This window comes from Klebsiella sp. K4, assembly GCF_014596785.2.
Classification (GTDB): domain Bacteria; phylum Pseudomonadota; class Gammaproteobacteria; order Enterobacterales; family Enterobacteriaceae; genus Klebsiella; species Klebsiella pneumoniae.
On the sequence record NZ_CP115021.1, the window covers coordinates 4,430,658 to 4,454,523 of the forward strand.

21 protein-coding genes are annotated in these 23,866 nt (G+C 54.9%); 11 read left to right on the forward strand and 10 right to left on the reverse strand.

The annotated features are described in order from the left end of the window. Positions 1-13 precede the first annotated feature (13 nt). From ftsL to leuO, 7 genes are all read right to left on the reverse strand, one after another. Positions 14-379, reverse strand: a complete 366-nt coding sequence (ftsL, locus tag IB144_RS21915) for a cell division protein FtsL (protein WP_002888550.1) — start codon at positions 377-379, stop codon at positions 14-16. After that, positions 376-1,317 carry a 16S rRNA (cytosine(1402)-N(4))-methyltransferase RsmH gene (gene rsmH / locus IB144_RS21920; RefSeq protein ID WP_004894264.1) on the reverse strand — a complete coding sequence of 314 codons (942 nt, stop codon included), beginning with the start codon at positions 1,315-1,317 and terminating at the stop codon, positions 376-378. Before rsmH ends, ftsL begins: the two co-directional genes overlap by 4 nt. 2 nt (positions 1,318-1,319) lie before the next feature. Next, complete coding sequence (gene mraZ, locus IB144_RS21925; RefSeq protein ID WP_002888541.1) at positions 1,320-1,778, reverse strand: division/cell wall cluster transcriptional repressor MraZ; 459 nt, start codon at positions 1,776-1,778, stop codon at positions 1,320-1,322. A 640-nt stretch (positions 1,779-2,418) separates the two neighbouring features. Further along, positions 2,419-3,423 carry a catabolite repressor/activator gene (cra, locus tag IB144_RS21930; protein ID WP_004145952.1) on the reverse strand — a complete coding sequence of 335 codons (1,005 nt, stop codon included), beginning with the start codon at positions 3,421-3,423 and terminating at the stop codon, positions 2,419-2,421. 180 nt (positions 3,424-3,603) lie between these two features. After that, positions 3,604-4,095 (reverse strand): acetolactate synthase small subunit, encoded by a 492-nt coding sequence (gene ilvN / locus IB144_RS21935; protein WP_002888536.1) that lies wholly within the window; start codon positions 4,093-4,095, stop codon positions 3,604-3,606. Between the two features lies 1 nt (position 4,096). Continuing rightward, positions 4,097-5,821: an acetolactate synthase 3 large subunit gene (ilvI, locus tag IB144_RS21940; protein ID WP_002888534.1), complete on the reverse strand. Its 1,725-nt coding sequence runs from the start codon at positions 5,819-5,821 to the stop codon at positions 4,097-4,099. A gap of 394 nt (positions 5,822-6,215) precedes the next feature. After that, a complete protein-coding gene (gene leuO / locus IB144_RS21945) occupies positions 6,216-7,184 on the reverse strand; it encodes a transcriptional regulator LeuO (RefSeq protein WP_004192013.1) in 969 nt (322 codons plus the stop codon). Between the two features lie 613 nt (positions 7,185-7,797). Between leuO and leuL the strand changes: the two genes are divergently transcribed. The 9 genes from leuL (at position 7,798) to aroD (ending at position 17,976) form a co-directional block, all read left to right on the forward strand. Next, a complete protein-coding gene (gene leuL / locus IB144_RS21950) occupies positions 7,798-7,884 on the forward strand; it encodes a leu operon leader peptide (RefSeq protein WP_004222662.1) in 87 nt (28 codons plus the stop codon). Between the two features lie 95 nt (positions 7,885-7,979). After that, positions 7,980-9,551 (forward strand): 2-isopropylmalate synthase, encoded by a 1,572-nt coding sequence (gene leuA / locus IB144_RS21955; RefSeq protein WP_004178594.1) that lies wholly within the window; start codon positions 7,980-7,982, stop codon positions 9,549-9,551. Continuing rightward, positions 9,551-10,642 carry a 3-isopropylmalate dehydrogenase gene (gene leuB, locus IB144_RS21960; protein WP_002888487.1) on the forward strand — a complete coding sequence of 364 codons (1,092 nt, stop codon included), beginning with the start codon at positions 9,551-9,553 and terminating at the stop codon, positions 10,640-10,642. Before leuA ends, leuB begins: the two co-directional genes overlap by 1 nt. Positions 10,643-10,644: 2 nt before the next feature. After that, on the forward strand, positions 10,645-12,045 hold the full coding sequence (gene leuC, locus IB144_RS21965; RefSeq protein ID WP_004177417.1) for a 3-isopropylmalate dehydratase large subunit: 1,401 nt from the start codon (positions 10,645-10,647) through the stop codon (positions 12,043-12,045). A 10-nt stretch (positions 12,046-12,055) separates the two neighbouring features. Next, positions 12,056-12,661 carry a 3-isopropylmalate dehydratase small subunit gene (gene leuD, locus IB144_RS21970; protein ID WP_065888567.1) on the forward strand — a complete coding sequence of 202 codons (606 nt, stop codon included), beginning with the start codon at positions 12,056-12,058 and terminating at the stop codon, positions 12,659-12,661. A gap of 395 nt (positions 12,662-13,056) precedes the next feature. After that, positions 13,057-15,090 carry an FAD-dependent oxidoreductase gene (locus tag IB144_RS21975; protein ID WP_004178592.1) on the forward strand — a complete coding sequence of 678 codons (2,034 nt, stop codon included), beginning with the start codon at positions 13,057-13,059 and terminating at the stop codon, positions 15,088-15,090. 11 nt (positions 15,091-15,101) lie between these two features. After that, complete coding sequence (locus IB144_RS21980; protein ID WP_002888460.1) at positions 15,102-15,965, forward strand: shikimate dehydrogenase; 864 nt, start codon at positions 15,102-15,104, stop codon at positions 15,963-15,965. A gap of 10 nt (positions 15,966-15,975) precedes the next feature. Next, entirely contained in the window at positions 15,976-17,190 is a 1,215-nt protein-coding gene (locus IB144_RS21985; RefSeq protein WP_002888458.1) for an MFS transporter, read from the forward strand. 30 nt (positions 17,191-17,220) lie between these two features. Next, positions 17,221-17,976 carry a type I 3-dehydroquinate dehydratase gene (gene aroD, locus IB144_RS21990; RefSeq protein ID WP_004177420.1) on the forward strand — a complete coding sequence of 252 codons (756 nt, stop codon included), beginning with the start codon at positions 17,221-17,223 and terminating at the stop codon, positions 17,974-17,976. 37 nt (positions 17,977-18,013) lie between these two features. Here aroD and IB144_RS21995 read toward each other — a convergent pair whose 3' ends face one another. Beyond that, positions 18,014-18,910 (reverse strand): LysR family transcriptional regulator, encoded by an 897-nt coding sequence (locus IB144_RS21995; protein WP_002888455.1) that lies wholly within the window; start codon positions 18,908-18,910, stop codon positions 18,014-18,016. Positions 18,911-19,141: 231 nt separating this feature from the next. Here IB144_RS21995 and IB144_RS22000 point away from each other — a divergent pair, with 231 nt between their 5' ends. After that, positions 19,142-20,452, forward strand: coding sequence for an MFS transporter (locus IB144_RS22000; protein ID WP_021313552.1), 1,311 nt, complete (start codon positions 19,142-19,144; stop codon positions 20,450-20,452). 33 nt (positions 20,453-20,485) lie between these two features. Here the strand turns inward: IB144_RS22000 and IB144_RS22005 are convergent, their stop codons facing one another. Both IB144_RS22005 and sgrT read right to left on the reverse strand, forming a co-directional pair. Continuing rightward, on the reverse strand, positions 20,486-21,670 hold the full coding sequence (locus IB144_RS22005; RefSeq protein ID WP_004147046.1) for a sugar efflux transporter: 1,185 nt from the start codon (positions 21,668-21,670) through the stop codon (positions 20,486-20,488). 267 nt (positions 21,671-21,937) lie between these two features. Then, positions 21,938-22,090, reverse strand: coding sequence for a glucose uptake inhibitor SgrT (gene sgrT, locus IB144_RS22010; protein ID WP_002888448.1), 153 nt, complete (start codon positions 22,088-22,090; stop codon positions 21,938-21,940). Positions 22,091-22,177: 87 nt separating this feature from the next. Between sgrT and sgrR the strand changes: the two genes are divergently transcribed. Beyond that, positions 22,178-23,833 carry an HTH-type transcriptional regulator SgrR gene (gene sgrR / locus IB144_RS22015; RefSeq protein WP_004145968.1) on the forward strand — a complete coding sequence of 552 codons (1,656 nt, stop codon included), beginning with the start codon at positions 22,178-22,180 and terminating at the stop codon, positions 23,831-23,833. The last annotated feature ends 33 nt before the right edge of the window (positions 23,834-23,866 follow it).

Consider the following 23,866-nt stretch of genomic DNA (forward strand, 5'->3'; position numbering starts at 1 on the left):
GTCGCAATAATCCTTATTTCTGTACAACGATATTTTCTTGTGATGGATCGACGTGTTGCATCTGTAACTTCTCGGTCGCGATCCGCTCAACCCGACTGTGATCGCCGAGCGCGTTCTCTTCGAGGATCAGGTTGCGCCACTCAATATCCAGGGCGTCGCGCTCCAGAACCAGCTGTTCACGCTGCGCGGTCAACAGGCGCGTGTGATGCGCAGTGGTGACCACGGTAATCGCCGTAATAATGATGCAAATGAACAGGCAGAGTGGCAGTTTCCCAAACCGCAGAAGGTCGTCCCCGATCACGCCAGGCAAAGCATGGCGCTCGTTGCTTCCAATCGACCCTTTAACCTTGCTTAAGGCCTCTGTCACTCTGCCGATCATGCGTTCGTCCTCTCTGCGATACGCAGCACTGAACTACGGGCGCGTGGATTCTCTGCCACCTCTTCTTCGCCCGGCATCAACTTGCCTAGTGCTCGCAACTCACGGCCGCCCAGTTTTTTGAGCTGCGCTTCGGTCATCGGTATTCCCGCCGGAACCTGCGGACCGCGGCTTTGCTCACGCATAAAGCGCTTCACAATGCGATCTTCCAGCGAATGAAAACTAATGATCGACAGCCGCCCGCCCGGGGCCAGCACGCTGAGCGAGCTTTTTAGCGCCTGCTCTATCTCCTCCAGTTCACTGTTTACCCATATGCGCACCGCCTGGAAGGTACGGGTCGCGGGATGTTTGTGCTTATCTTTTACCGGCATCGCCGCGGCGATGACTTCCGCCAGCTCTTTGGTGCGGGTCATCGGCTGAATGCGATTACGTTCGACGATCGCGCGGGCGATACGTTTGCCGAAACGCTCTTCGCCAAAGGTTTTAATCACCCAGGCGATATCGTCTTCTTCAGCCGTCTGCAGCCATTCGGCCGCGGACTGACCGCGCGTCGGATCCATGCGCATATCCAGCGGCCCGTCACGCATAAAGGAAAAGCCGCGTTCCGCATCGTCAAGCTGCGGGGAAGAGACGCCGAGATCGAGCAGAATGCCGTCGATCTTACCGGTAAGATTGCGCTCGCCGACGTACTCAGCGAGTTGTGAAAAGGGACCATGTACGATGGAAAAGCGGGGGTCATCGATGGTTCGCGCGACGGCAATCGCCTGCGGGTCGCGATCGATGGCCAGCAAGCGTCCTTCCGCACCCAGCCGGGAGAGGATCAGGCGCGAGTGACCACCGCGGCCAAAAGTACCATCAATATAGATACCGTCTGGACGAATATTGAGGCCGTTGACGGCTTCATCCAGAAGTACCGTAGTATGTTTATAATTTTCCATCATTTTTATAAGGACAAATCCTGCAGGCGCTCCGACAGTTCACCGGTCGCGGACTGCTCAGCGTCGATATCTTCCTTGACCCGTTGATACCAGGTCGTTTCATCCCACAGTTCAAATTTATTAAACTGCCCGACCAGCATCACTTCTTTTGTCAGCCCGGCATGCTGCCGTAACACCGGCGCAATCAGCAAGCGGCCGGCATTATCCATCTGACATTCGCTGGCATGACCCAAAAGCAAACGCTGTACGCGCCGCTCAACGGGATTCATGCTCGATAAACGCGACAATTTCTGCTCGATGACTTCCCATTCAGGCAATGGATAAAGCAGCAGGCACGGGTGATGAATGTCAATGGTGCATACCAATTGACCGGCAGCGTCCTCGATCAGCCCTTCGCGATAGCGCGTTGGCACGGCCAGGCGGCCTTTGCTGTCGAGATTGACTAACGTTGCTCCACGGAACATGCCAGCCTCACCCCTTTTCGCCACTTTACCCCACAAATTCCCACCAGAAGGAGTTTACGGAGCGGAGGAAAAGCTTGTCAAGCCAGCACGGATGCCAACGGAGCTCAAAAACCCATTATTTACAGCCGACATTAGCCCTGATGAAAAAATCATCAACAGGCGAGGCAAATTAACGTTATGAATACGTGTAAGAAAATAACCAACAAACTCGTAACAGTTATAAACAACAGAATATCTTCGGCGGGAAAATATAAAGTGTCAGTTTGCGACGCGAGCGGCATTTTAGGCCATTATGCCGGCCGTTAACAGTACCTGTTGCTGGCAGAGGGACTGGCCAGGCGCGGGATATGACGGGGAAGAAAGCGTGGCGCGTACAAAATGAGTGTTAATTCAGCAATTAACCTGATGAATGTAACAAAATAATACAATTAAAGTCCGCGCAGTCATTTTTTGTACCCCATTTGGAGTCACAAAACGATGGTCAGTGAATAAAATAAAATAACGCGTAAAGAAGTTTAGGGATTTGTCTGAAATATATTCAGTTTTGCATTTTGCACGTCAATTGCCTGATTTATCGCCAGCGGCCTGCTTACGGTCAGGCCTGCCAGGTTTATACCTGGGCGCTGGCGATATGGCGCCCTTAGCGGCGATTCAGGCTACCGCGACGATAGAGATTACGGCGAATGCGGCTAAGACCCGGCTTCGGCTTGCGAGGTTCGTCGAGGCTGGCGAGGACGATCTCCAGCACCCGTTCAGCGACATCGCGATGACGCTGGGCCACGGCCAGTACCGGACACTGCAGAAAATCGAGCAGCTCATTATCACCGAAGGTGGCGATCGCCAGCTCGGAGGGCAGTTTACCCTCGCGACGCAAGGTCACATCCATTACGCCCTGCAGCAGCGGGAAAGAGGTGGTAAACAGCGCCTGTGGCATCGGATGGGTTTCAAGCCATTTCTCAAACAGCTGGGCCGCCGCTTCGCGCTCATAGCTGTTGGCATAGAGATAATGCACCTCACGCGGATCGTCCTGCCAGGCTTTACGGAAGCCCTGTTCGCGCAGGAAGCTCACCGACAGCTCCGGCAGCGCGCCGAGATAGAGCACCGTTTCGCCAGGAAACGTCCGCAGCTCAGCTGCGAGCATCTCGGCGTCATCCTGGTCAGCGCCAACCACGCTGGTGAAGTGTTCGCGATCGAGGGCGCGGTCGAGGGCGACAATCGGAAACGGGTCGTTAGCCCAGCGCTGATAAAAAGGATGCTCCGGCGGCAGCGAAGTAGAGACAATGATAGCGTCCACCTGGCGCTGCAGCAGATGCTCGATACAGCGCATCTCGTTATCGGGCTGATCCTCCGAGCAGGCAATCAGCAGCTGATAGCCGCGCTGACGCGCCTGACGTTCGAGATAATTTGCAATCCGGGTATAGCTGGTGTTTTCCAGATCCGGGATCACCAGACCGATAGAGCGTGTGCGTCCTGCACGCAGGCCAGCAGCGACCGCATTTGGGTGATAGTTGTGCTCTCGCACCACAGCCATCACTTTTTCGACCGTTTTATCGCTTACGCGGTACTGCTTCGCTTTGCCATTAATCACATAGCTCGCGGTGGTTCTTGAAACACCGGCCAGCCGGGCGATTTCATCCAGTTTCACAATTGCCCCTTGGGTAAGAAGTGCCAAACATAACCATTATTCAGGTATGGAATCCTTTTTATAACATCTAAGCGCAGAATAGTTAGCGCAGCAACCGCTTTCGCTTACAGTTCCTACTGATTTCGCAAAAAAAAAGCCCGACAGTCTCTGCCGGGCTATTTTTACAGCAGTTCCCGATCCTTAGCGCATGATTTTATCACCGCGAGACAGGCCGACCACGCCGGAGCGAGCCACTTCCACAATCCGAGCGACATCGCGCAGCGAGGCCAGAAATGCATCCAGCTTATCGCTGGTGCCGGCGAGCTGGACGGTATAGATAGAAGGCGTCACGTCGATAATCTGTCCGCGGAAGATTTCGGTGTTGCGCTTCACTTCTTCACGGCCATAGCCGCTGGCCTGAACCTTCACCAGCATAATTTCGCGTTCAACATGAGCCCCCTGCCCCAGCTCGCTGACCCGCAGGACATCCACCAGCTTGTGCAGTTGCTTTTCAATCTGCTCAATCGCTTTTTCATCGCCCACGGTCTGAATGGTCATTCTGGAGAGAGTGGGATCGTCCGTCGGCGCGACAGTCAGGCTTTCTATATTATAGCCACGCTGGGAAAAGAGGCCGATAACGCGGGACAATGCACCCGATTCGTTTTCCAGTAATACCGATAATATCCGGCGCATATCAGGTCCTCTCCGTTTTGCTCAACCACATTTCATCCATGCCGCCGCCGCGGATCTGCATGGGGTACACATGCTCACTGCCGTCGACGGTCACATCAACAAACACCAGCCGACGCTGGCGCACCTGCTCCAGAGCTTCAGCAAGCTTCGTCTCCAGCTCCTGCGGCTCGCTGATGCGGATCCCGACGTGGCCATAGGCTTCCGCCAGACGGACAAAGTCCGGTAGCGATTCCATATAGGACTGCGAGTGACGCCCGGAATAGAGCATATCCTGCCACTGCTTCACCATCCCGAGATAGCGGTTGTTGAGGTTAAGCACCAGGACCGGCAGCTCATACTGCAGCGCAGTGGAGAGTTCCTGAATGTTCATCTGGATACTGCCGTCACCGGTCACGCAGACCACCATTTCGTCCGGCAGAGCCATTTTGACCCCCAGCGCAGCCGGTAGGCCAAAGCCCATGGTGCCGAGACCACCGGAGTTAATCCAGCGCCGCGGTTTATCGAAGGGGTAATACAGGGCGGCGAACATCTGATGCTGACCCACATCGGAAGTGACGTAGGCATCGCCCTGGGTCAGCCGCCAGATAGTTTCAATTACCGCCTGCGGTTTGATTTTATCGCTCTGGTCGTCGTAGCGCAGACAATGACGGGCACGCCACTGCTCGATCTGTTGCCACCAGTCGCGAATGTCGTCCAGCGGCTGCTGCGCTTCCTCCTGCTCCAGCAGCTCCAGCATCTGCTCCAGCACCAGCCGGGCATCGCCGACGATCGGCACATCTGCCGGCACGGTTTTCGAGATTGAAGTCGGATCGATATCAATATGCAGTACCGTCGCGTTCGGACAATACTTGGCCAGGTTATTGGTGGTCCGGTCGTCAAAGCGAACGCCGACGGCAAAAATCACGTCCGAGTGGTGCATGGTCATGTTGGCTTCATAGGTGCCGTGCATCCCCAGCATCCCCAGCGCCTGCGAGTGTGTCGCCGGGAAAGCGCCAAGTCCCATCAAGGATGAGGCCACCGGCAGCTTTAGTTTTTCCACCAGCTCGCGCAGCTGAGGTTCGCAATGCGCATTGATCGCCCCGCCGCCGACGTATACGACCGGCTTACTTGCGGCCACCAGGGTCTGTAGCGCGCGTTTAATCTGCCCTTTATGGCCACTGGTGGTTGGGTTATAGGAGCGCATGCTCACTGCGTCCGGCCAGACGTAAGGCAGCTTCTTCGCCGGATTGAGAATATCCTTCGGCAGATCGACCACTACCGGACCGGGGCGACCGCTGGCCGCCAGCCAGAAGGCTTTCTTCAGCACGCCGGGAATATCTTCGGTCTGCTTCACCAGGAAACTGTGCTTCACCACCGGACGGGAAATCCCCACCATGTCGCACTCCTGGAAGGCATCGTAGCCGATAAGCGAGGTGGCTACCTGCCCCGAGAGGATCACCAACGGAATAGAGTCCATATAGGCTGTCGCAATGCCAGTGATGGCGTTCGTCGCCCCAGGCCCAGAGGTCACCAGCACCACGCCGACCTCCCCGGTCGCCCGCGCCAGGCCATCCGCCATATGCACCGCCGCCTGCTCGTGACGAACCAGCACATGATCGATACCGCCAAGGGTGTGTAACGCATCATAGATATCGAGGACTGCGCCTCCGGGATAGCCGAATACTTGCTTGACGCCCTGATCGACAAGCGATTGGACGACCATCTCGGCTCCTGACAACATCTCCATGGTTTGCCTCCAGGCTTATTGTTTTACGACAGCGGAACTCAATTTCCGCGCGCTCGCACGATGCGAAGGAGTGGTCCTCCGCATTGAGGTGAATGTACTGCATGCCACTACCATAACTGCTCGCCAGCAGGCAGGCAATTCGCCGCAGCTGAGGCCTTATTTCTTGAATAAGAAGAAAAGAAAGCGGTGAGGGGAAAATATGGTGAATTGCTTCAGAGATAAGAAAAGAGAATGGTAAATACTCGGCGAAAAAGGGTGATAACAGGAATAGATCCATTTTTCACGAACACAACGAACTCCTCGCGCAAGGTAAACAGAATAAAATTCTGCTTTATTTGATTTATGTCATATAAAAAAAGGAGCCGAAGCTCCTTTGCTATCTATCGTCGTCGGGTCAGCGCTTGCAAATGTCCACCAGCAGCTCTTCCATCCACTGGTGGCCTTTATCACGACCAGCGGCTTCGTGCCAGGAGAGATAGCAGGTCCGACTGTTGACCTTCAACGGCAAAGGTAATATTTGCAGGGCAAGCTTGTCAGCAAATTCATCTGCCAGCCAGCGCGGGGCAATGGCCACCATCTGGGTTTGCGATACTACGTTTAATACGCTGACCATCGCATTACCCTGATAGGCGATACGCGCTTGTTTATCGGCCGTGTCATACCACGGCAAACTAAATGAGGCATACCGGTCGAGAGCAACGGCGGCATGCTCCTCGCGATAAATATCCGCCTCCATCATCGGCCCGGAAATACGCGGATGGTTGCGACTGGCGACCAGGACCATTTCGTCTTTAAATAACGGAACGCAGGCAAACTCAGGGCGACGGAACTCTTCATAACCGATTACGAATTCTGTTTCCTGATAACGTAGCTGATGTTCCGTATTTTGATTCAGCGCAGACTTAAAGACTAAATGAATATTGGGTGCTATCTCTGCAACTTTATTAAAAATAACCGACGTCAGGATGTTATCCAGCGGGCTGCAGACGCACAGATGGAACACGCGCTCACTGCTCAGCGGTTCAAAACCGGAGCCTGGCAATTCGTTTTGGACCAGCTGCAGCGCCTGGCGTACCGAGCCAAACAGCTGATAGGCGCGCGCCGTCGGCTGAATACCGCGGCCATAGCGCACAAAAAGCTCGTCATTAAACATCACTTTCAGTCGTGAAACCGCATTGCTCACCGCGGGTTGTGACATGCCGAGCGTATGGGCGGCACGAGTAATATTCTGCTCTTGCATAACCGCATCAAAAACGGTAAGCAGATTGAGATCAACCATCCGTAGTTGAGGTTTAACGACTTCCTGTCCGGGGGCTGATTTATATTCTGGAGTTTCAATTAACATATCTAATTCCGCCGTCACGATGAATTCCCTTCACTAAACCGCTATAATTAGCGCCGAAAATATCATTTACCATGCAAATGACATTTACAAAATAGCAAAAGAAATTTTTAGGAATATATCAAGGCTATGAGTGGCAGTGAAGAAACGGTCCTGATCAAAAAATTGAGCCGCTCAAACCATACTGATTACTTAATGATGATAAGTGTAACCATAATCCATAAAAATAAAAACAGCACCACGAGTTAACTGTAACTTAAGCAATAATAAAGTATTTTATTTTTCCCTCCATAAAATTAACAAATCCTTATCATTGAAAAATAATCCGCTAGCGTTCGAATACATTCACAGGGAAAATAAATTTAATATTTTCATCCAGATACCGTTTTTTGTCCCTTCATTGGCGACACCTCTTCGACGATGCCTTGAATGCAAAGCACTTTTTCAAATGAAACAAATGGGGATAAACCGCCTTCGGTCCAAAATAGGATCTTCGGCAAAATGGGGCTTACATCAGCACATTTTGCTAATTCATTTAGTCAGCCCAAAACGCTTTTTCCATGCCAGGGGTTGACTTTAAAACAGCTATCCAGTAACTCTAAAAGCATAACGATTTCATCTGGAGTTTGACGCAATGATTCGCACCGCTCGTATCACCAGCCTACTACTACTAAACGCATGCCATTTGCGCGGTAGGCTGTTGGGCGACGTTCAGCGTTAAGTCATCTTCCAGCAAGACTATAAAACCCGCGCCTTGGCGCGGGTTTTTTTATGCTCGTCAACAAGGCGCCAGGACACAGACTAAGGATCCAAACCATGAGCCAGCAAGTCATTATTTTCGATACGACCTTACGTGATGGCGAACAAGCGTTACAGGCAAGCCTGAGTGTCAAAGAGAAGCTGCAGATCGCACTGGCCCTTGAGCGAATGGGGGTCGACGTAATGGAAGTCGGTTTCCCGGTATCCTCGCCGGGCGATTTTGAATCGGTGCAAACCATCGCACGCACCATTAAAAACAGCCGCGTGTGCGCCCTGGCGCGCTGCGTTGAGAAAGATATCGACGTGGCGGCGGAATCGTTAAAAGTGGCCGAGGCTTTCCGTATTCATACCTTTATTGCCACCTCGCCGATGCATATCGCCACCAAACTGCGCAGTACGCTGGATGAGGTTATTGAGCGCGCGATCTATATGGTGAAGCGGGCACGCAACTACACTGACGACGTTGAGTTCTCCTGTGAAGACGCCGGCCGTACGCCGATTGCCGATCTGGCTCGCGTCGTGGAAGCGGCGATCAACGCCGGCGCCACCACCATTAATATCCCGGATACCGTCGGCTATACCATGCCGTTCGAATATGCCAACATCATCAGCGGCCTGTATGATCGCGTGCCGAATATCGACAAAGCAATTATTTCCGTCCACACCCATGATGATCTGGGCATCGCTGTCGGTAACGCCCTCGCCGCGGTCCACGCCGGTGCGCGCCAGGTAGAAGGTGCGATGAACGGTATCGGCGAACGCGCCGGCAACTGCGCGCTGGAAGAAGTGATCATGGCGATCAAAGTGCGCAAAGACATCATGAACGTGCACACCAACATTAATCATCATGAAATCTGGCGCACCAGCCAGACCGTCAGCCAGATCTGCAATATGCCGATCCCGGCGAACAAGGCCATCGTCGGCACCGGCGCCTTCGCCCACTCCTCCGGCATTCACCAGGACGGCGTGCTGAAGAACCGCGAAAACTACGAGATCATGACCCCGGAATCTATCGGCCTGAACCAGGTGCAACTGAACCTGACTTCCCGCTCCGGCCGCGCGGCGGTGAAACACCGGATGGAAGAGATGGGCTACCAGGAGAGCGATTACAACCTGGATCATCTGTACGACGCATTCCTGAAGCTGGCGGACAAAAAAGGCCAGGTCTTCGATTACGATCTGGAAGCGCTGGCCTTTATCAACAAGCAGCAGGAAGAGCCAGAGCATTTCCGCCTGGATTACTTCAACGTCCAATCCGGATCCAGCGATATCGCCACCGCCTCGATCAAACTGGTCTGCGGGGATGAGATCAAAACCGAAGCCGCCAACGGCAACGGTCCGGTCGATGCTATCTACCAGGCGATTAACCGCGTCACCGACTACAACATTGAATTAGTGAAGTATGGCTTAAGCGCGAAAGGCCACGGCAAAGACGCCCTGGGCCAGGTGGATATCGTCGTTGACTACAATGGCCGCCGCTTCCATGGCGTTGGTCTGGCAACGGATATCGTAGAGTCGTCAGCCAAAGCGATGGTTCACGTGCTGAACAACATCTGGCGCGCCGCCGAAGTCGAAAAAGAATTGCAACGCAAAGCTCAGAATAAAGAGAACAATAAGGAAACCGTGTAATGTCGAAGAATTACCATATTGCCGTTTTGCCGGGTGATGGCATTGGCCCGGAAGTGATGAACCAGGCGATGAAAGTACTGGAAGCCGTGCGCCAACGTTTTGCCATGCACATTACCACCAGCCAGTATGACGTTGGCGGGGCGGCCATCGACCGTCAGGGAACTCCCCTGCCGCAGGCGACCGTCGCCGGATGCGAGCAGGCGGATGCGATCCTGTTCGGCTCCGTTGGCGGTCCGAAATGGGAGCACCTGCCGCCGGCGGAACAACCAGAGCGTGGCGCGCTGCTGCCGCTGCGTAAACACTTTAAACTGTTCAGCAACCTGCGCCCGGCCAAACTGTATCAGGGGCTGGAAGAGTTCTGCCCGCTGCGCGCCGACATCGCTGCTAACGGCTTCGACATTCTCTGCGTACGCGAACTGACCGGCGGCATCTACTTCGGCCAGCCGAAAGGCCGCGAAGGCAGCGGTCAGCATGAGAAAGCCTTTGATACCGAGGTGTATCACCGCTTTGAGATCGAGCGTATCGCGCGCATCGCTTTTGAATCCGCCCGCAAGCGTCGTCACAAAGTGACTTCCATCGATAAGGCCAACGTTCTGCAGTCCTCCATCCTGTGGCGCGAAATCGTCAGCGAGATCGGCAAGGAGTATCCGGACGTTGAGCTGGCGCATATGTATATCGATAACGCCACCATGCAGCTGATTAAAGATCCGTCCCAGTTCGACGTGCTGCTGTGCTCCAACCTGTTTGGCGACATCCTCTCCGACGAGTGCGCGATGATCACCGGCTCGATGGGTATGCTGCCGTCCGCCAGCCTCAATGAACAAGGTTTTGGCCTGTACGAGCCGGCGGGCGGTTCCGCACCGGATATCGCCGGCAAAAATATCGCCAACCCGATCGCGCAGATCCTCTCCCTGGCTCTGCTGCTGCGCTACAGCCTCGACGCTGACGAAGCGGCGACCGCCATTGAAAACGCGATCAACCGCGCCTTAGAAGAAGGGGTTCGAACCGGCGACTTAGCGCGCGGCACGGCGGCGGTCAGCACTGATGAAATGGGCGATATTATTGCCCGCTATGTCGCAGAAGGGGTGTAATCATGGCGAAGACGTTATACGAAAAATTATTTGATGCGCACGTAGTGTATGAGGCGCAGAACGAAACCCCGCTGCTGTATATCGACCGCCATCTGGTGCACGAAGTCACCTCTCCGCAGGCGTTTGACGGTCTGCGCGCCCATGGCCGCCAGGTGCGCCAGCCGGGTAAAACCTTCGCTACCATGGATCATAACGTCTCGACGCAGACCAAAGACATTAACGCGTCCGGTGAGATGGCCCGCATTCAGATGCAGGAGCTGATTAAGAACTGTAAAGAGTTCGGCGTTGAACTGTACGACCTGAACCACCCGTATCAGGGCATCGTCCACGTCATGGGCCCGGAACAAGGGGTTACCCTGCCGGGGATGACGATCGTGTGCGGTGACTCCCATACCGCCACCCACGGCGCGTTCGGTGCGCTGGCGTTCGGTATCGGCACCTCCGAAGTGGAGCATGTGCTGGCGACCCAGACCCTGAAACAGGGCCGCGCGAAGACCATGAAAATCGAAGTCCAGGGCAAAGCGGCGCCGGGCATTACCGCCAAAGATATCGTGCTGGCCATCATTGGTAAAACCGGTAGCGCCGGCGGCACCGGCCATGTGGTTGAGTTCTGCGGCGAAGCGATCCGCGATCTGAGCATGGAAGGGCGTATGACCCTGTGCAACATGGCGATCGAGATGGGCGCCAAAGCGGGCCTGGTCGCGCCGGACGAAACCACCTTCAATTACGTACGCGGCCGTCTGCATGCGCCGAAAGGCAAAGATTTTGACGATGCCGTAGCGTACTGGAAAACCCTGAAAACCGACGACGGCGCGACGTTTGATACCGTGGTAACGCTGCAGGCGGCGGAAATTGCCCCGCAGGTGACCTGGGGCACCAACCCGGGCCAGGTGATCTCGGTGACGGATAACATCCCCGATCCAGCGTCGTTCAGCGATCCGGTGGAACGCGCCAGCGCCGAAAAAGCGCTGGCCTATATGGGGCTGAAATCCGGGATCCCGCTGACGGAAGTCGCTATCGATAAAGTGTTTATCGGCTCCTGCACCAACTCGCGCATCGAAGATTTACGCGCCGCGGCGGAAATCGCTAAAGGGCGTAAAGTGGCGCCGGGCGTCCAGGCGCTGGTGGTGCCGGGTTCTGGTCCGGTGAAAGCGCAGGCGGAAGCGGAAGGTCTGGATAAGATCTTTATCGAAGCCGGCTTTGAGTGGCGCTTACCTGGTTGCTCTATGTGTCTGGCAATGAATAATGATCGCCTGAATCCGGGCGAACGCTGTGCCTCAACCAGCAACCGTAACTTTGAAGGCCGTCAGGGCCGCGGCGGACGCACGCACCTGGTGAGCCCGGCAATGGCCGCGGCGGCAGCCGTTACCGGCCATTTCGCCGATATCCGTAATCTGAAGTAAGGAGACCATCATGGCAGAGAAATTTACCCAACATACCGGCCTGGTGGTTCCGCTGGATGCTGCAAACGTCGATACCGACGCGATCATCCCTAAGCAATTTTTGCAGAAGGTCACCCGCACCGGCTTTGGCGCGCACCTGTTTAACGACTGGCGCTTTCTCGACGATAAAGGTCAACAGCCGAACCCGGAGTTCGTGCTGAATTTTCCTGAGTACCAGGGGGCATCGATACTGCTGGCGCGGGAAAACTTCGGCTGCGGCTCCTCGCGCGAGCACGCGCCGTGGGCGCTGACCGATTACGGCTTTAAGGTCGTTATCGCCCCGAGCTTTGCCGATATCTTTTACGGCAACAGCTTCAATAACCAGCTGCTGCCGGTGACCCTGAGCGACGAGCAGGTCGACGAGCTGTTCAAGCTGGTGCAGGCCAACCCGGGCATTACGTTTGAAGTGGATCTGGAAGCGCAAGTGGTTAAAGCCGGGGATAAAACCTACAGCTTTAAGATCGACGATTTCCGCCGCAACTGCATGCTCAACGGCCTGGATAGCATCGGCCTGACGCTGCAGCATGAAGCGGCGATCTCCGACTATGAACGCAAGCTGCCGGCATTTATGAATTAACCTTTGGGCCCGGTCATTTGATCGGGCTTTTTATTTTATTGCGGAGAAAATTGCGATCTCACGCACAAAAACCAATTTTAATTTGCTGATTGTCAGACCTTACCGCCACCCTGCCCTACCGCCTAAAGAAGAATTATTCCGCTTTCCTCCCCTTCTCCAGCACTGTTTATGTATTTTCCCTGCACTGCAAGTAAAAATAAGGCACGAGTGTTTAATATAAAAATATAAGAATGTGAAGAAAGCGTTAATCTCATAGAGAACCCCTATGGCTATGCACAAAAAAAAGCATTATTTTTCGATTTTTCCCCTCGTTATCTTTTGCCACAGAGAAATATTAACTAAGGACACGCCTGGGCCCCGCATATCGGCCTCCCGGCCTCCTGTGGAGAGAAGAGATGAGCCACTATCCGCACCTTTTCAGTCCGTTGACCATCAACGGTATGACGTTAAAAAACCGCATTATTATGCCCCCTATGGGCACCAATATGGCCACGCTCAATGGCGAGGTGTCGCAGGAACAGCTGGAATACTACGAACTGCGGGCCAAAGGCGGCACCGGGCTTATCACCATCGAAAATATTTGTATTGATTTCCCCTTCGCCTCCAACGGCACCACCCAACTGCGCATCGATAACGATCAATATATTCCACGGCTGTTTAAATTAACCGAGACCCTGCATAAACATGGCGCCTGCGTATCCATTCAGTTAAATCATGCCGGCGCTTCCGCTTATGCCTACCGACTGGAAGGCCAGACGCCGCTCTCCTCTTCTACAACGCCGTCGAAGAAGCACGGTAATATTCCGCGTCCGATGACCCATGAGGAAATATATCATGCGGTAGAAAAATTTGGTGACGCCGCGGAGCGCGTTCGGCGCGCAGGTTTTGACTGCGTCGAAATTCATGCCGGTCACTCCTATTTAATTAGCCAGTTTTTATCGCCGCTGTTTAATAAGCGCACTGATGAATTTGGCGGCAGCGTCGAAAATCGCACTCGGATACTGAGTCTGATTGTCGATAAGGTTCGCGCCTGCGTGGGGCCGCGTTTTCCGGTCAGTCTGCGCATCAGCGCCGACGACTTCCTCAAGGGCGGCAATACCCTCGAAGATTCCCTGCGTATTCTTGAGCTCTGCCAGGAGAAGGTCGATATCATCAACGTCTCTGCGGCGCAGAACGACAACCTGAATCTGCAAATCGATCAGATGTCGCTGGAGGATGGCTGGAAGCGCTATCTCTCCCGCGCGGTGCGCGATAAATTCCATAAACCCACGGTCATCGCCGGCAATATTCGCACTCCACAGGTAGCCGAAGATATCCTCGCCAGCGGCGATGCCGATCTTATCGCCATTGGCCGCGGTCTGATTGCCGAGCCGGAGTGGGTGCAGAAAGTGCAAGGCGGAAAAGAGCGTCTGATGCGCAAATGTATCTCCTGCAACATCGGCTGCGCCGACCATCGCATCGCCCGCTCGCGCCCGCTGCGCTGTTCGATTAACCCGGATATTATTCACGGTGACGCCTATAAAATGCGGCGCGTGAATCGCGACACTAACGTGGTGGTCATCGGCGCCGGCACCGCCGGGATGGAAGCCGCCTGCACCGCGGCGGAAGTTGGTTGCCATACCTGGCTGCTGGAAGCGAAAAACCACGTCGGCGGCCTCGCCAGCGAAATCTCCCGCCTGCCGGAGAAAAAACGCATCGCTGATTTCCCGCAGTTTATGAAAAATCGTATCGCCTCGCTGGACAACCTGATGCTGCAGATCGGCAAGCGGGCCGACGTGGCTTCAGTTTCCGCCCTGCGTCCGCATCTGATTGTCAACGCCACCGGCTCAACGCCGCTGCTGCCACCCATTGAAGGCTTGCGGGAAAACATTGACGTCGAGAACGGCAAGATCTTTTCCATTACCGGCATGATCGACAATCTGGCGAAATTTACCGATATCAAGGGCAAACGCATCGCCGTAGTCGGCGCCGGCGCCGTTGGCCTTGACGTTATCGAATACTTTACCGCTCGCGGCGCACAGGCGGTGCTAATCGAGATGCAGGACGCCGCCGGCCGCGATCTCGACATCATTACCAAAAATGCCATGTTGACCATGCTCGACGAGCACCAGGTCGAACAGCACATGAATACCCAACTGATGGCGGTCGCTGCCGACCATTTCCAGGTGAAAAATACACAGCAAACCTTCGATATTCCCTTCGACTACGGCTTTGTCTGTCTGGGGATGCGCGCCAACCGGACGGGTCTCGACGAGATCGAGCGCTGGGCCAATGCCAATAACGTCAAAATCATGAACATCGGCGACAGCGTGATGGCGCGACGCATTATCGATGGCGTCCGCGAAGGCCGCAACGTACTGGATGCACTGGAAGACATGGGTGCGCTGGGCAGCAGCGAAGCACAACGAATTCCCTTTCTAACTTATTGAGGATTTTTGTCATGGCAGAACGTATTACTGGACACACTGAGCTGATTGGCCTGATCGCCACCCCGATTCGTCACAGCATGTCGCCCACCATGCACAACGAGGCTTTCGCCCATCTCGGGCTGGACTACGTCTATCTCGCTTTTGAAGTCGGTAACCAGGAGCTAAAAGACGTGGTGCAGGGCTTCCGGGCGATGAAGCTGCGCGGCTTTAACGTCTCTATGCCGAACAAAACCGAGATTTGCCAGTATCTCGATAAACTGTCGCCGGCGGCACAGCTGGTCGGGGCGGTCAATACCGTGGTCAACGACGACGGCGTACTGACCGGACATATCACCGATGGCACCGGCTACATGCGCGCCCTTAGCGAAGCCGGTATCGATATCATCGGCAAGAAGATGACCGTACTCGGCGCCGGCGGCGCGGCAACGGCACTCTGCGTCCAGGCAGCACTGGATGGCGTGAAGGCGATCTCCATCTTCAACCGCCGCGATAAATTCTTCGCCAACGCAGAAGAAACCGTGGCCAAGATCCGCCACAACACCGACTGCGAGATCCATCTGTTCGATCTCGACGATCATGACAAGCTGCGCGCCGAAATTGACAGCAGCGTGATCCTGACCAATGCCACCGGGGTCGGCATGAAGCCGTTCGAAGGCCAGATGCTGCTACCTGACGACAGCTTCCTGCGTCCGGACCTGATCGTCTCCGACGTCGTCTACAACCCGCGCAAAACCCACCTGCTGGAAGTGGCCGAGAAAAAAGGCTGCCGCACGCTGAACGGCCTGGGGATGATGCTGTGGCAAGGCGCGCGCGCGTTCGAAATCTGGACGGGCAAACAGATGCCGGTTGATTACATCAAGAGCATTCTGTTCTAAGAGGCGAATGATGAAAAATAAATACATCCCTACTGCGGCAGGGCTGTATCTCAACTACCTGATCCACGGTATGGGGGTGCTGTTAATCACCCTCAACATGGCCCATCTTCAGGAACAGTGGGGAACAGACAAAGCCGGCGTATCGATCGTTATATCTTCGTTAGGTATTGGTAAGTTAGCGACCATCGTGACCGGATTTCTCTCGGATCGCTTCGGTCGCAAACCCTTTATCTATCTTGGGATCCTGAGCTATCTGATCTTTTTCGTCGGCATCCTGCTGACCAAAAATATCTATCTGGCTTACGTGTTCGGCATTATGGCGGGCCTGGCGAACAGCTTCCTCGACTCCGGTACCTATCCGGCGCTGATGGAATCTTTCCCGCACTCTGCCAGCCGGGCCAACGTGCTGATCAAAGCCTTCGTCTCTGCAGGGCAGTTCCTGTTGCCGTTCATTATCAGCTTCCTGATATGGGCAAATCTGTGGTTCGGCTGGTCGTTCGTGATTGCGGCAGCACTCTTTGTACTGAGCGGGATTTATCTGCTTAAAATGCCGTTCCCTGACAGCCAGGCAGCGAAAAAAGAGGAAGCCCCTACGGCACAGGCGGAAACAGCCGTCCGGCCACAGGCTAATAAGCTGGATATGGTGATCTTCACCCTGTACGGTTATATCGGCATGGCGACCTTCTATCTGGTCAGCCAATGGCTGGCGCAGTACGGCCAGTTCGTCGTCGGCCTGCCCTATGCCTCGGCGATTAAACTGCTTAGCATCTATACCGTCGGCTCGCTGGTCTGCGTCTTTGTAACTGCCGCCTTCGTCAAAGAGGTGTTTAGCTCGGCCATTGCGATGATTATTTATACTGGCCTGTCGATGATTTCGCTGCTGTTGGTGTGCCTGTTCCCAACGCCGATGATGGTGACCGGCTTTGCTTTTGTCATCGGCTTTGCCGCCGCTGGCGGAGTGCTACAGCTGGGTGCGACAATCATGGCGATGAGCTTCCCGAACGGAAAAGGCAAAGCAACCGGCATCTTCTACACTGCCGGCAGTATCGCCAGCTTCACGATCCCGTTGATCACCGCAAAGCTTTCGCAGATCAGTATTGCCAGCATTATGTGGTTTGATTTTCTGATCGCCGTTATCGGCTTTGTGATCGCCCTGTACATCGGCTATCGTCAACTGCAGGCTCGGGCGGCGCAAAAAGTGTCACGCACCGCAGTCACCGCCTGAAGTACAACGCGAAAAATAATGGATACCTACATGACAAATGCAGTAACCGTAAAGAACATCACCTTCCAGGAAGGGGAAACCCTCATTTGTGTACCGCTGATCGGTAAAACCCTGGATGAGATACTGGGTAACGCCCACGGCCTGGTCGATGCCGGCGCCGATATTATCGAATGGCGCGTTGACCACTTTGCCCAGGTCAGAGAGATGGCCCAGGTGATGGCCGCGCTGGCGGAAATCCGTGGCGCGCTGAAAGCGCTTCCGCTGCTGTTTACCTTCCGCAGTAAGAAAGAAGGTGGCGAAACCGAGCTCAGCGACGAAGCCTATTTTGCGCTCAACCGCGAGGCCGCACGCAGTGGACTGGTTGATGTTATCGATATCGAACTGTTCAATGATGAAGCGCAGATCCGCGCGCTGGTTGACGATGCGCATGCCGCGGGCGTCAAGGTGATCATGAGTAATCATGATTTCCATAAGACCCCCGCTCAGGAAGATATTATCTATCGCCTGCGCCGCATGCAGGATCTGGGGGCCGATCTGCCGAAGATCGCGGTGATGCCGCAGTCGCCGCAGGACGTACTCACCTTGCTCGCCGCCACGCTGACCATGAAAGAGAAGTATGCGACGCGTCCGCTGATCACCATGTCGATGGGCAAATCCGGTGGCGTTAGCCGGGTCACCGGGCGCTTGTTCGGTTCGGCGATGACCTTCGGTACCGTTGGTCAGGCCTCCGCGCCGGGGCAGATCGCCATCGCTAAGCTGCGTGAAGTGATGGATATTCTCTCCTGATATCCGGATGGCCCGGAGGTCACATCCGGGCCATCCGTTAACAGATCTTCTGGCTGTCGTGGATAACAACATTTTTAAATGACTCCAGCGCCGGAGAGAGCCCCTTGTCTTTCATGGTCGCCAGATAGATATAGCGGGGGGGGATGGTGTTTTTAATCTTCAGGATATGGACGTTGTAATAGGAGAGCGCGGTGATGCGCGGCATAATCGCGATCCCGTAGTCAATACTCACCAGCCCGGCCATCGCCGTATCCTCATCCACATAGCAGGCGATCTCCGGCACCAGCTTTTGCTGCATAAATACATTATCGATAAACGGACGTAAGCCGCTATTTTCTGAAAAATAGATATACGGATAATGAATCGTCTCCACCAGATCGACTTCATGTTCATATAGCCGGGCCAGCGGATGATCCTTTGCCGTGACCACCACCAGTTCCTGCTGGATCACCGGAATAAAATCGATATCGGGTTCATCGGCAATATAAGAGCAGATCGCCAGATCGACTTTTCCGGCCTTCAGCTCCTGCAACAGCGTCAGCGATGTCCCTTGAGTAAAAGAAAAAGTCACATTGTGACATTCAGGTGAAAGAGAATATTTATTAATTAACTGTGGAACAACATACTCCCCCATCGTGTAAATAAAGGCGATGCGAATATTCTCTTTATTCTCAGCGCCATTTTTTTGCAATATCATGCGTCCGTTCTCCAGCGAGGCCAGCGCATCTTCAACATACGGCAAAAAACGCTTGCCGTTTTGGGTAATTTTTACGTTCCGCCCCTGTCTGGCGAATAGCGCGACCCCTAGCTCCTTCTCCAGCTCCGATATCGCGTGGCTTAGCGAGGGCTGGGTGATGCACAGACTGGAGGCGGCTTCGGTGTAATGCTCAGTTTCAGACAGACGTTTAAAATAATAAAGTTGCTTTAGGTTCATTATTTTTACCCGTATAATATAAGAATAAATGCACTGACGCTAATATACCATGCAAGCCACCAATAATGCGCATGAACGGGTAAATATCGGCGTTACATCAAATATTATTTGACGAAGGGCCTGAATGTGCCACAAGGCATTGCCATTCATAGATACTACCTATAGCTCCTTGAGATATTTTTGCATATTAGAATATATGCAAAAATATTTTAAACTTTAAAGGAACTCGCTATGAGTATGTCAAACTCTCAGGAAGTCCTCACTTCCACATCGGGGGCGAAAAAAAGAAGCCGCGTACGGATAGTTATTCTGCTGCTACTCTCCGTCGGAACGATGATCAATTATCTCGACCGTACCATCCTGGGTATTGTAGCGCCACAGTTAAGCAAAGAAATCCATATCGATCCGGCGATGATGGGCATCATCTTCTCCGCCTTCGCCTGGACTTATGCGCTGGCGCAGATCCCCGGCGGGATGTTTTTAGACCGCTTTGGCAACAAACTGACCTATGCCCTGTCAATTTTCTTCTGGTCGCTGTTTACCCTGCTGCAAAGTTTCACCCTCGGCCTAAAATCCCTGCTGCTTCTGCGCCTGGGACTCGGCGTCAGCGAAGCGCCCTGCTTTCCGGCCAACAGCCGCATCGTCAGCACCTGGTTCCCTCAGCATGAGCGCGCGCGGGCAACGGCAACGTATACAGTTGGTGAATATATAGGGCTGGCCGCTTTCTCGCCGCTGTTATTTTTAATTCTCGAACATCATGGCTGGAGAACGCTTTTTTTCCTCACCGGCGGATTAGGTATTTTATTTACTTTAGTGTGGTGGCGTTTTTATCATGAACCGCATGAATCGCGCACGGCTAATCAAGCGGAGCTGGAGTATATCGGCGCAAACAGCATTAACAATAAAATCCAGAACGTTCCATTTAACTGGCGTGACGCCAGACGCCTGCTGGGCTGTCGCCAGATCCTCGGCGCCAGCCTGGGTCAGTTCGCCGGCAACACCACACTGGTCTTTTTCCTGACGTGGTTTCCCAGCTACCTCGCCAACGAGCGCCATCTTCCATGGCTGCACGTCGGCTTCTTCGCCACCTGGCCCTTCCTTGCCGCCGCGATTGGCATCCTCTTCGGCGGCTGGATCTCCGACCGGTTGTTGAAGCGAACCGGCTCCGTCAACATCAGTCGAAAGTTACCAATAATTTCCGGTTTATTGCTGTCCAGCTGTATTATCGCGGCGAATTGGGTAAGCGCCAATAGCACCGTAATTATTATCATGTCGGTGGCTTTTTTTGGCCAGGGGATGGTCGGTCTGGGCTGGACCTTAATTTCGGATATTGCCCCGGAAAATATGGCAGGCCTCACCGGCGGCATATTTAATTTCTGTGCCAATATGGCCTCGATTATCGCACCACTGATAATTGGTGTGATTATTTCCGCCACGGGTAATTTCTTTTACGCGCTGATCTACGTCGGCCTGACGGCGCTGATTGGGGTGATTGCCTACATTTTTATCATTGGCGACATTAAGCGTATCGAACTCAAGTAGGCCTGGTCGCCCCGGCGATGCCGGGGCGAGTAGTCAGATATCCTTCACCTTGCTGGTCAAAAACAGCGTCACCAGCGAAATGGCCGCGATCGTCCAGTAGACGCTGGCGTGACCATAGCTCTGGGACAGCGCCCCCTGCATCACGCCGGCAAGGATCACGCCGGTGGAAATACTGTTGGTGAACAGGGTGGTCGCCGCTCCCGCCCGTCCCGGCATTAAATCCTGGAACCACAGCATGCCTATCCCGGCGATAATGCCGATAAAGATGGCATTGAACAGCTGCAGAGCCAGCAGCGCCGTGCGACCATGAAACAGGATCAGTCCGGCGTAAAACAGCACGCCGGCGGCCACCGCCGCCACCATCATTTTACGTTTGCCAAAGCGCTTTACGTAGTAGCCGGCGAGGATCATCGCCGGTATCTCCAGCCCGGCGGCAGTGCCCATCAGGATCCCGGCCAGGCTGTCGGGAAGCCCGAGATCGCTGCTGATCCACAGCGGCATATCAATGATGTACATGGTGTTGCAGGTCCACATCAGGGTGGAGGCGATAAACAGCATACGCACGTTCTTGTCCTGCCAGCCGCCGGCCTGCGCTAGCGCCGCCGCCTCCTCCGAGGGCTGTTCCACACGCGGAACCGAAGGCAGTTTGATGGCAATCAGAGCGAGGCTAATGACAAAAATGCCCGCCGCAATGGAGAACATGGTGGTGAAGCCATAGTTGAGCGCCAGCATAAAGGCCAGCGGCGGGCCAATCACCCAAGCCAGCGACAGCTGGGCGCGCATGACCGAGCTGAACATCACCACTTCCCGCGCCGAGCTGTCGGCGTACTCCCGCGCCAGCGCGAAGAGCTGCGGCATGGCGGCGTTGGCAATGGATGCCAGCATCACGCCGCAGGTGATCAGCGTCAGATAGTGGCGGTTGAAGGCAAACAGCAGCGCATTACCCACCGCCATCAGACAGCAGAACATAATCAACCGCCGCCGGTCGCCGCGGCTATCGGAGCGCTTGGCCAGCCACAGGCTAACCAGGATCCCGGCGATGGCGTTTACGGTATAGAACAGGCCCACCCAGAACGGTTGCGCCCCCACTTCGCGGCTGAGAAACAAACTCAACGTCGGCGCCTGCAACGCGCCCGCCACGCCCATCATAAAAGCAACCAGCATAAAGGCGGCATAGACGCCGTTAAGCCGTCGTCCCATCGTCATCAACCACAGCATGGAATGTCCTTAACACACGCGAAGAAAACGAAAAAAGCCAGCAGAGGCTTTCTGCTGGCGGGTGATTCTATACTCTATGGATTTCATGCTGCAGGACAAAACGGTTAACCATTTTGCGCCGCGCTCGCGCTGGCCCTGAAAAGGTGAGTCCCGTAGAGGCGAATCACGCAGCCCGAACATACGGCCCAGGAAGCATCGACAGCGCACCTGCAGTTTGAAAAACGACGAGTATAACACCAATACTCAGTCACACATGATGTCTGCAAGTCAATGATCAGAGGTCGTTGACGTCACTCCCCACTGCATCAGTTCCCCCAGAATTTCCTGCTGTCGTCCTGCCATCAGGCGGGCCAGCCAGGACGCTTCCTGCGTCGCAGAAAAGTAGCGTTGGTAGAACGATTTTGCGGTAGACCTCATCATATTCACCTCCTCGCTTCATCGGGATTCATTATTGGCTTAATATAGGAAGTAATAAATTGCTGAGTTTTGCGCAGGAGTTCCCCTTTTATGTCTTCCGGCCGTCTGCAACAACAGTTCATTCGCCTATGGCAGTGCTGCGACGGCAAGTCGCAGGAGACCACCCTTAACGAGCTGGCGGAAATGCTGAGCTGCTCGCGCCGCCATATGCGCACCCTGCTCAATATGATGGAGTCCCGCGGCTGGCTGACCTGGGAAGCGGAGGCAGGCCGCGGCAAGCGTTCGCGGCTAACCTTTCTCTATACCGGCCTCGCCCTGCAGCAGCAACGTGCCGAAGATCTCCTTGAGCAGGATCGCATCGATCAGCTGGTGCAGTTGGTCGGCGATAAGGCTGCCGTCCGCCAGATGCTGGTCTCGCATCTCGGCCGCAGCTTCCGCCAGGGGCGGCACATCCTGCGCGTGCTCTACTATCGTCCGATGAAGAATTTGCTGCCAGGTAGCGCGCTGCGGCGTTCGGAAACGCATATTGCCCGGCAAATATTCAGCGCCCTGACGCGGGTAAATGAGGAAAATGGGGAACTGGAAGCCGATATTGCCCACCACTGGCAGCAGCTGACCCCCACCCACTGGCGCTTTTTCCTCCGTCCCGGCATCCATTTTCACCATGGCCGTGAGCTGGAGATGGCCGATGTGATCGCCTCTCTGCAGCGCAGCAATGCCCTGCCGCTCTATTCACATATCGAACGCATCGAATCGCCCACCGCCTGGACCCTGGATATTCATCTGCGCCAGCCCGACCGCTGGCTGCCCTGGCTGCTGGGGCAGGTGCCGGCGATGGTGCTGCCGCAGGAGTGGCAGACCATGAACCACTTTTCCTCCATGCCGGTCGGCACCGGCCCCTATGCCGTGGTGCGTAACAACCAGAATCAGCTCAAGATCCATGCCTTTGAGGACTATTTTGGCTACCGGGCGCTGATCGATGAGGTGAACGTCTGGGTGCTGCCGGAGATTAGCGAAGAGCCCAACGGCGGCCTGACGCTGCAGGGCAATACCGAAAGCGAAAAAGCGGTAGAGAGTCGCCTGGAAGAGGGCTGCTATTACCTGCTGTTTGACTCGCGAAGCCCGCTGGGGGCCAACGACGCGGTGCGCCGCTGGCTAAGCTATCTGTTTCAGCCCGCCAACCTGCTCTACCATGCGGGCGAACACTACCAGGGTAACTGGTTTCCCGCCTACGGCCTGCTGCCGCGCTGGCATCACGCCAGCAACCACGCCTGCGAGAAGCCGGCGGGGCTGGAGACAGTCACCCTTACCTACTACCGCGATCACGTCGAACATCGGGTGATCGGCGGGATCATGCGCGACCTGCTGGCGGCGCATCAGGTAAAGCTGGAGATCCAGGAGCTGGAGTACGATGCCTGGCATCGCGGCGAGGTGGTCAGCGATATCTGGCTCAACAGCGTGAACTTCACCTTACCGATCGAATTTTCGCTCTTCGCCTATCTGTACGAAGTCCCGCTGATTCAGCGCTGCATTCCCATTGACTGGCAGGCAGACGCCTGCCGCTGGCGAGCAGGAGAGTTTAATCCGGCCACCTGGAGCCAGCGGCTGCTGGCCGGGCAACATATCGTGCCGCTGATCCACCACTGGCTGATGATTCAGGGTCAGCGCAGTATGCGCGGCGTGAGGATGAATACCCTCGGCTGGTTCGATTTTAAATCCGCATGGTTTGCGCCGCCGGAGCCGTAAGCGCTTTCCGTCATCTGACAAAATCATTACACT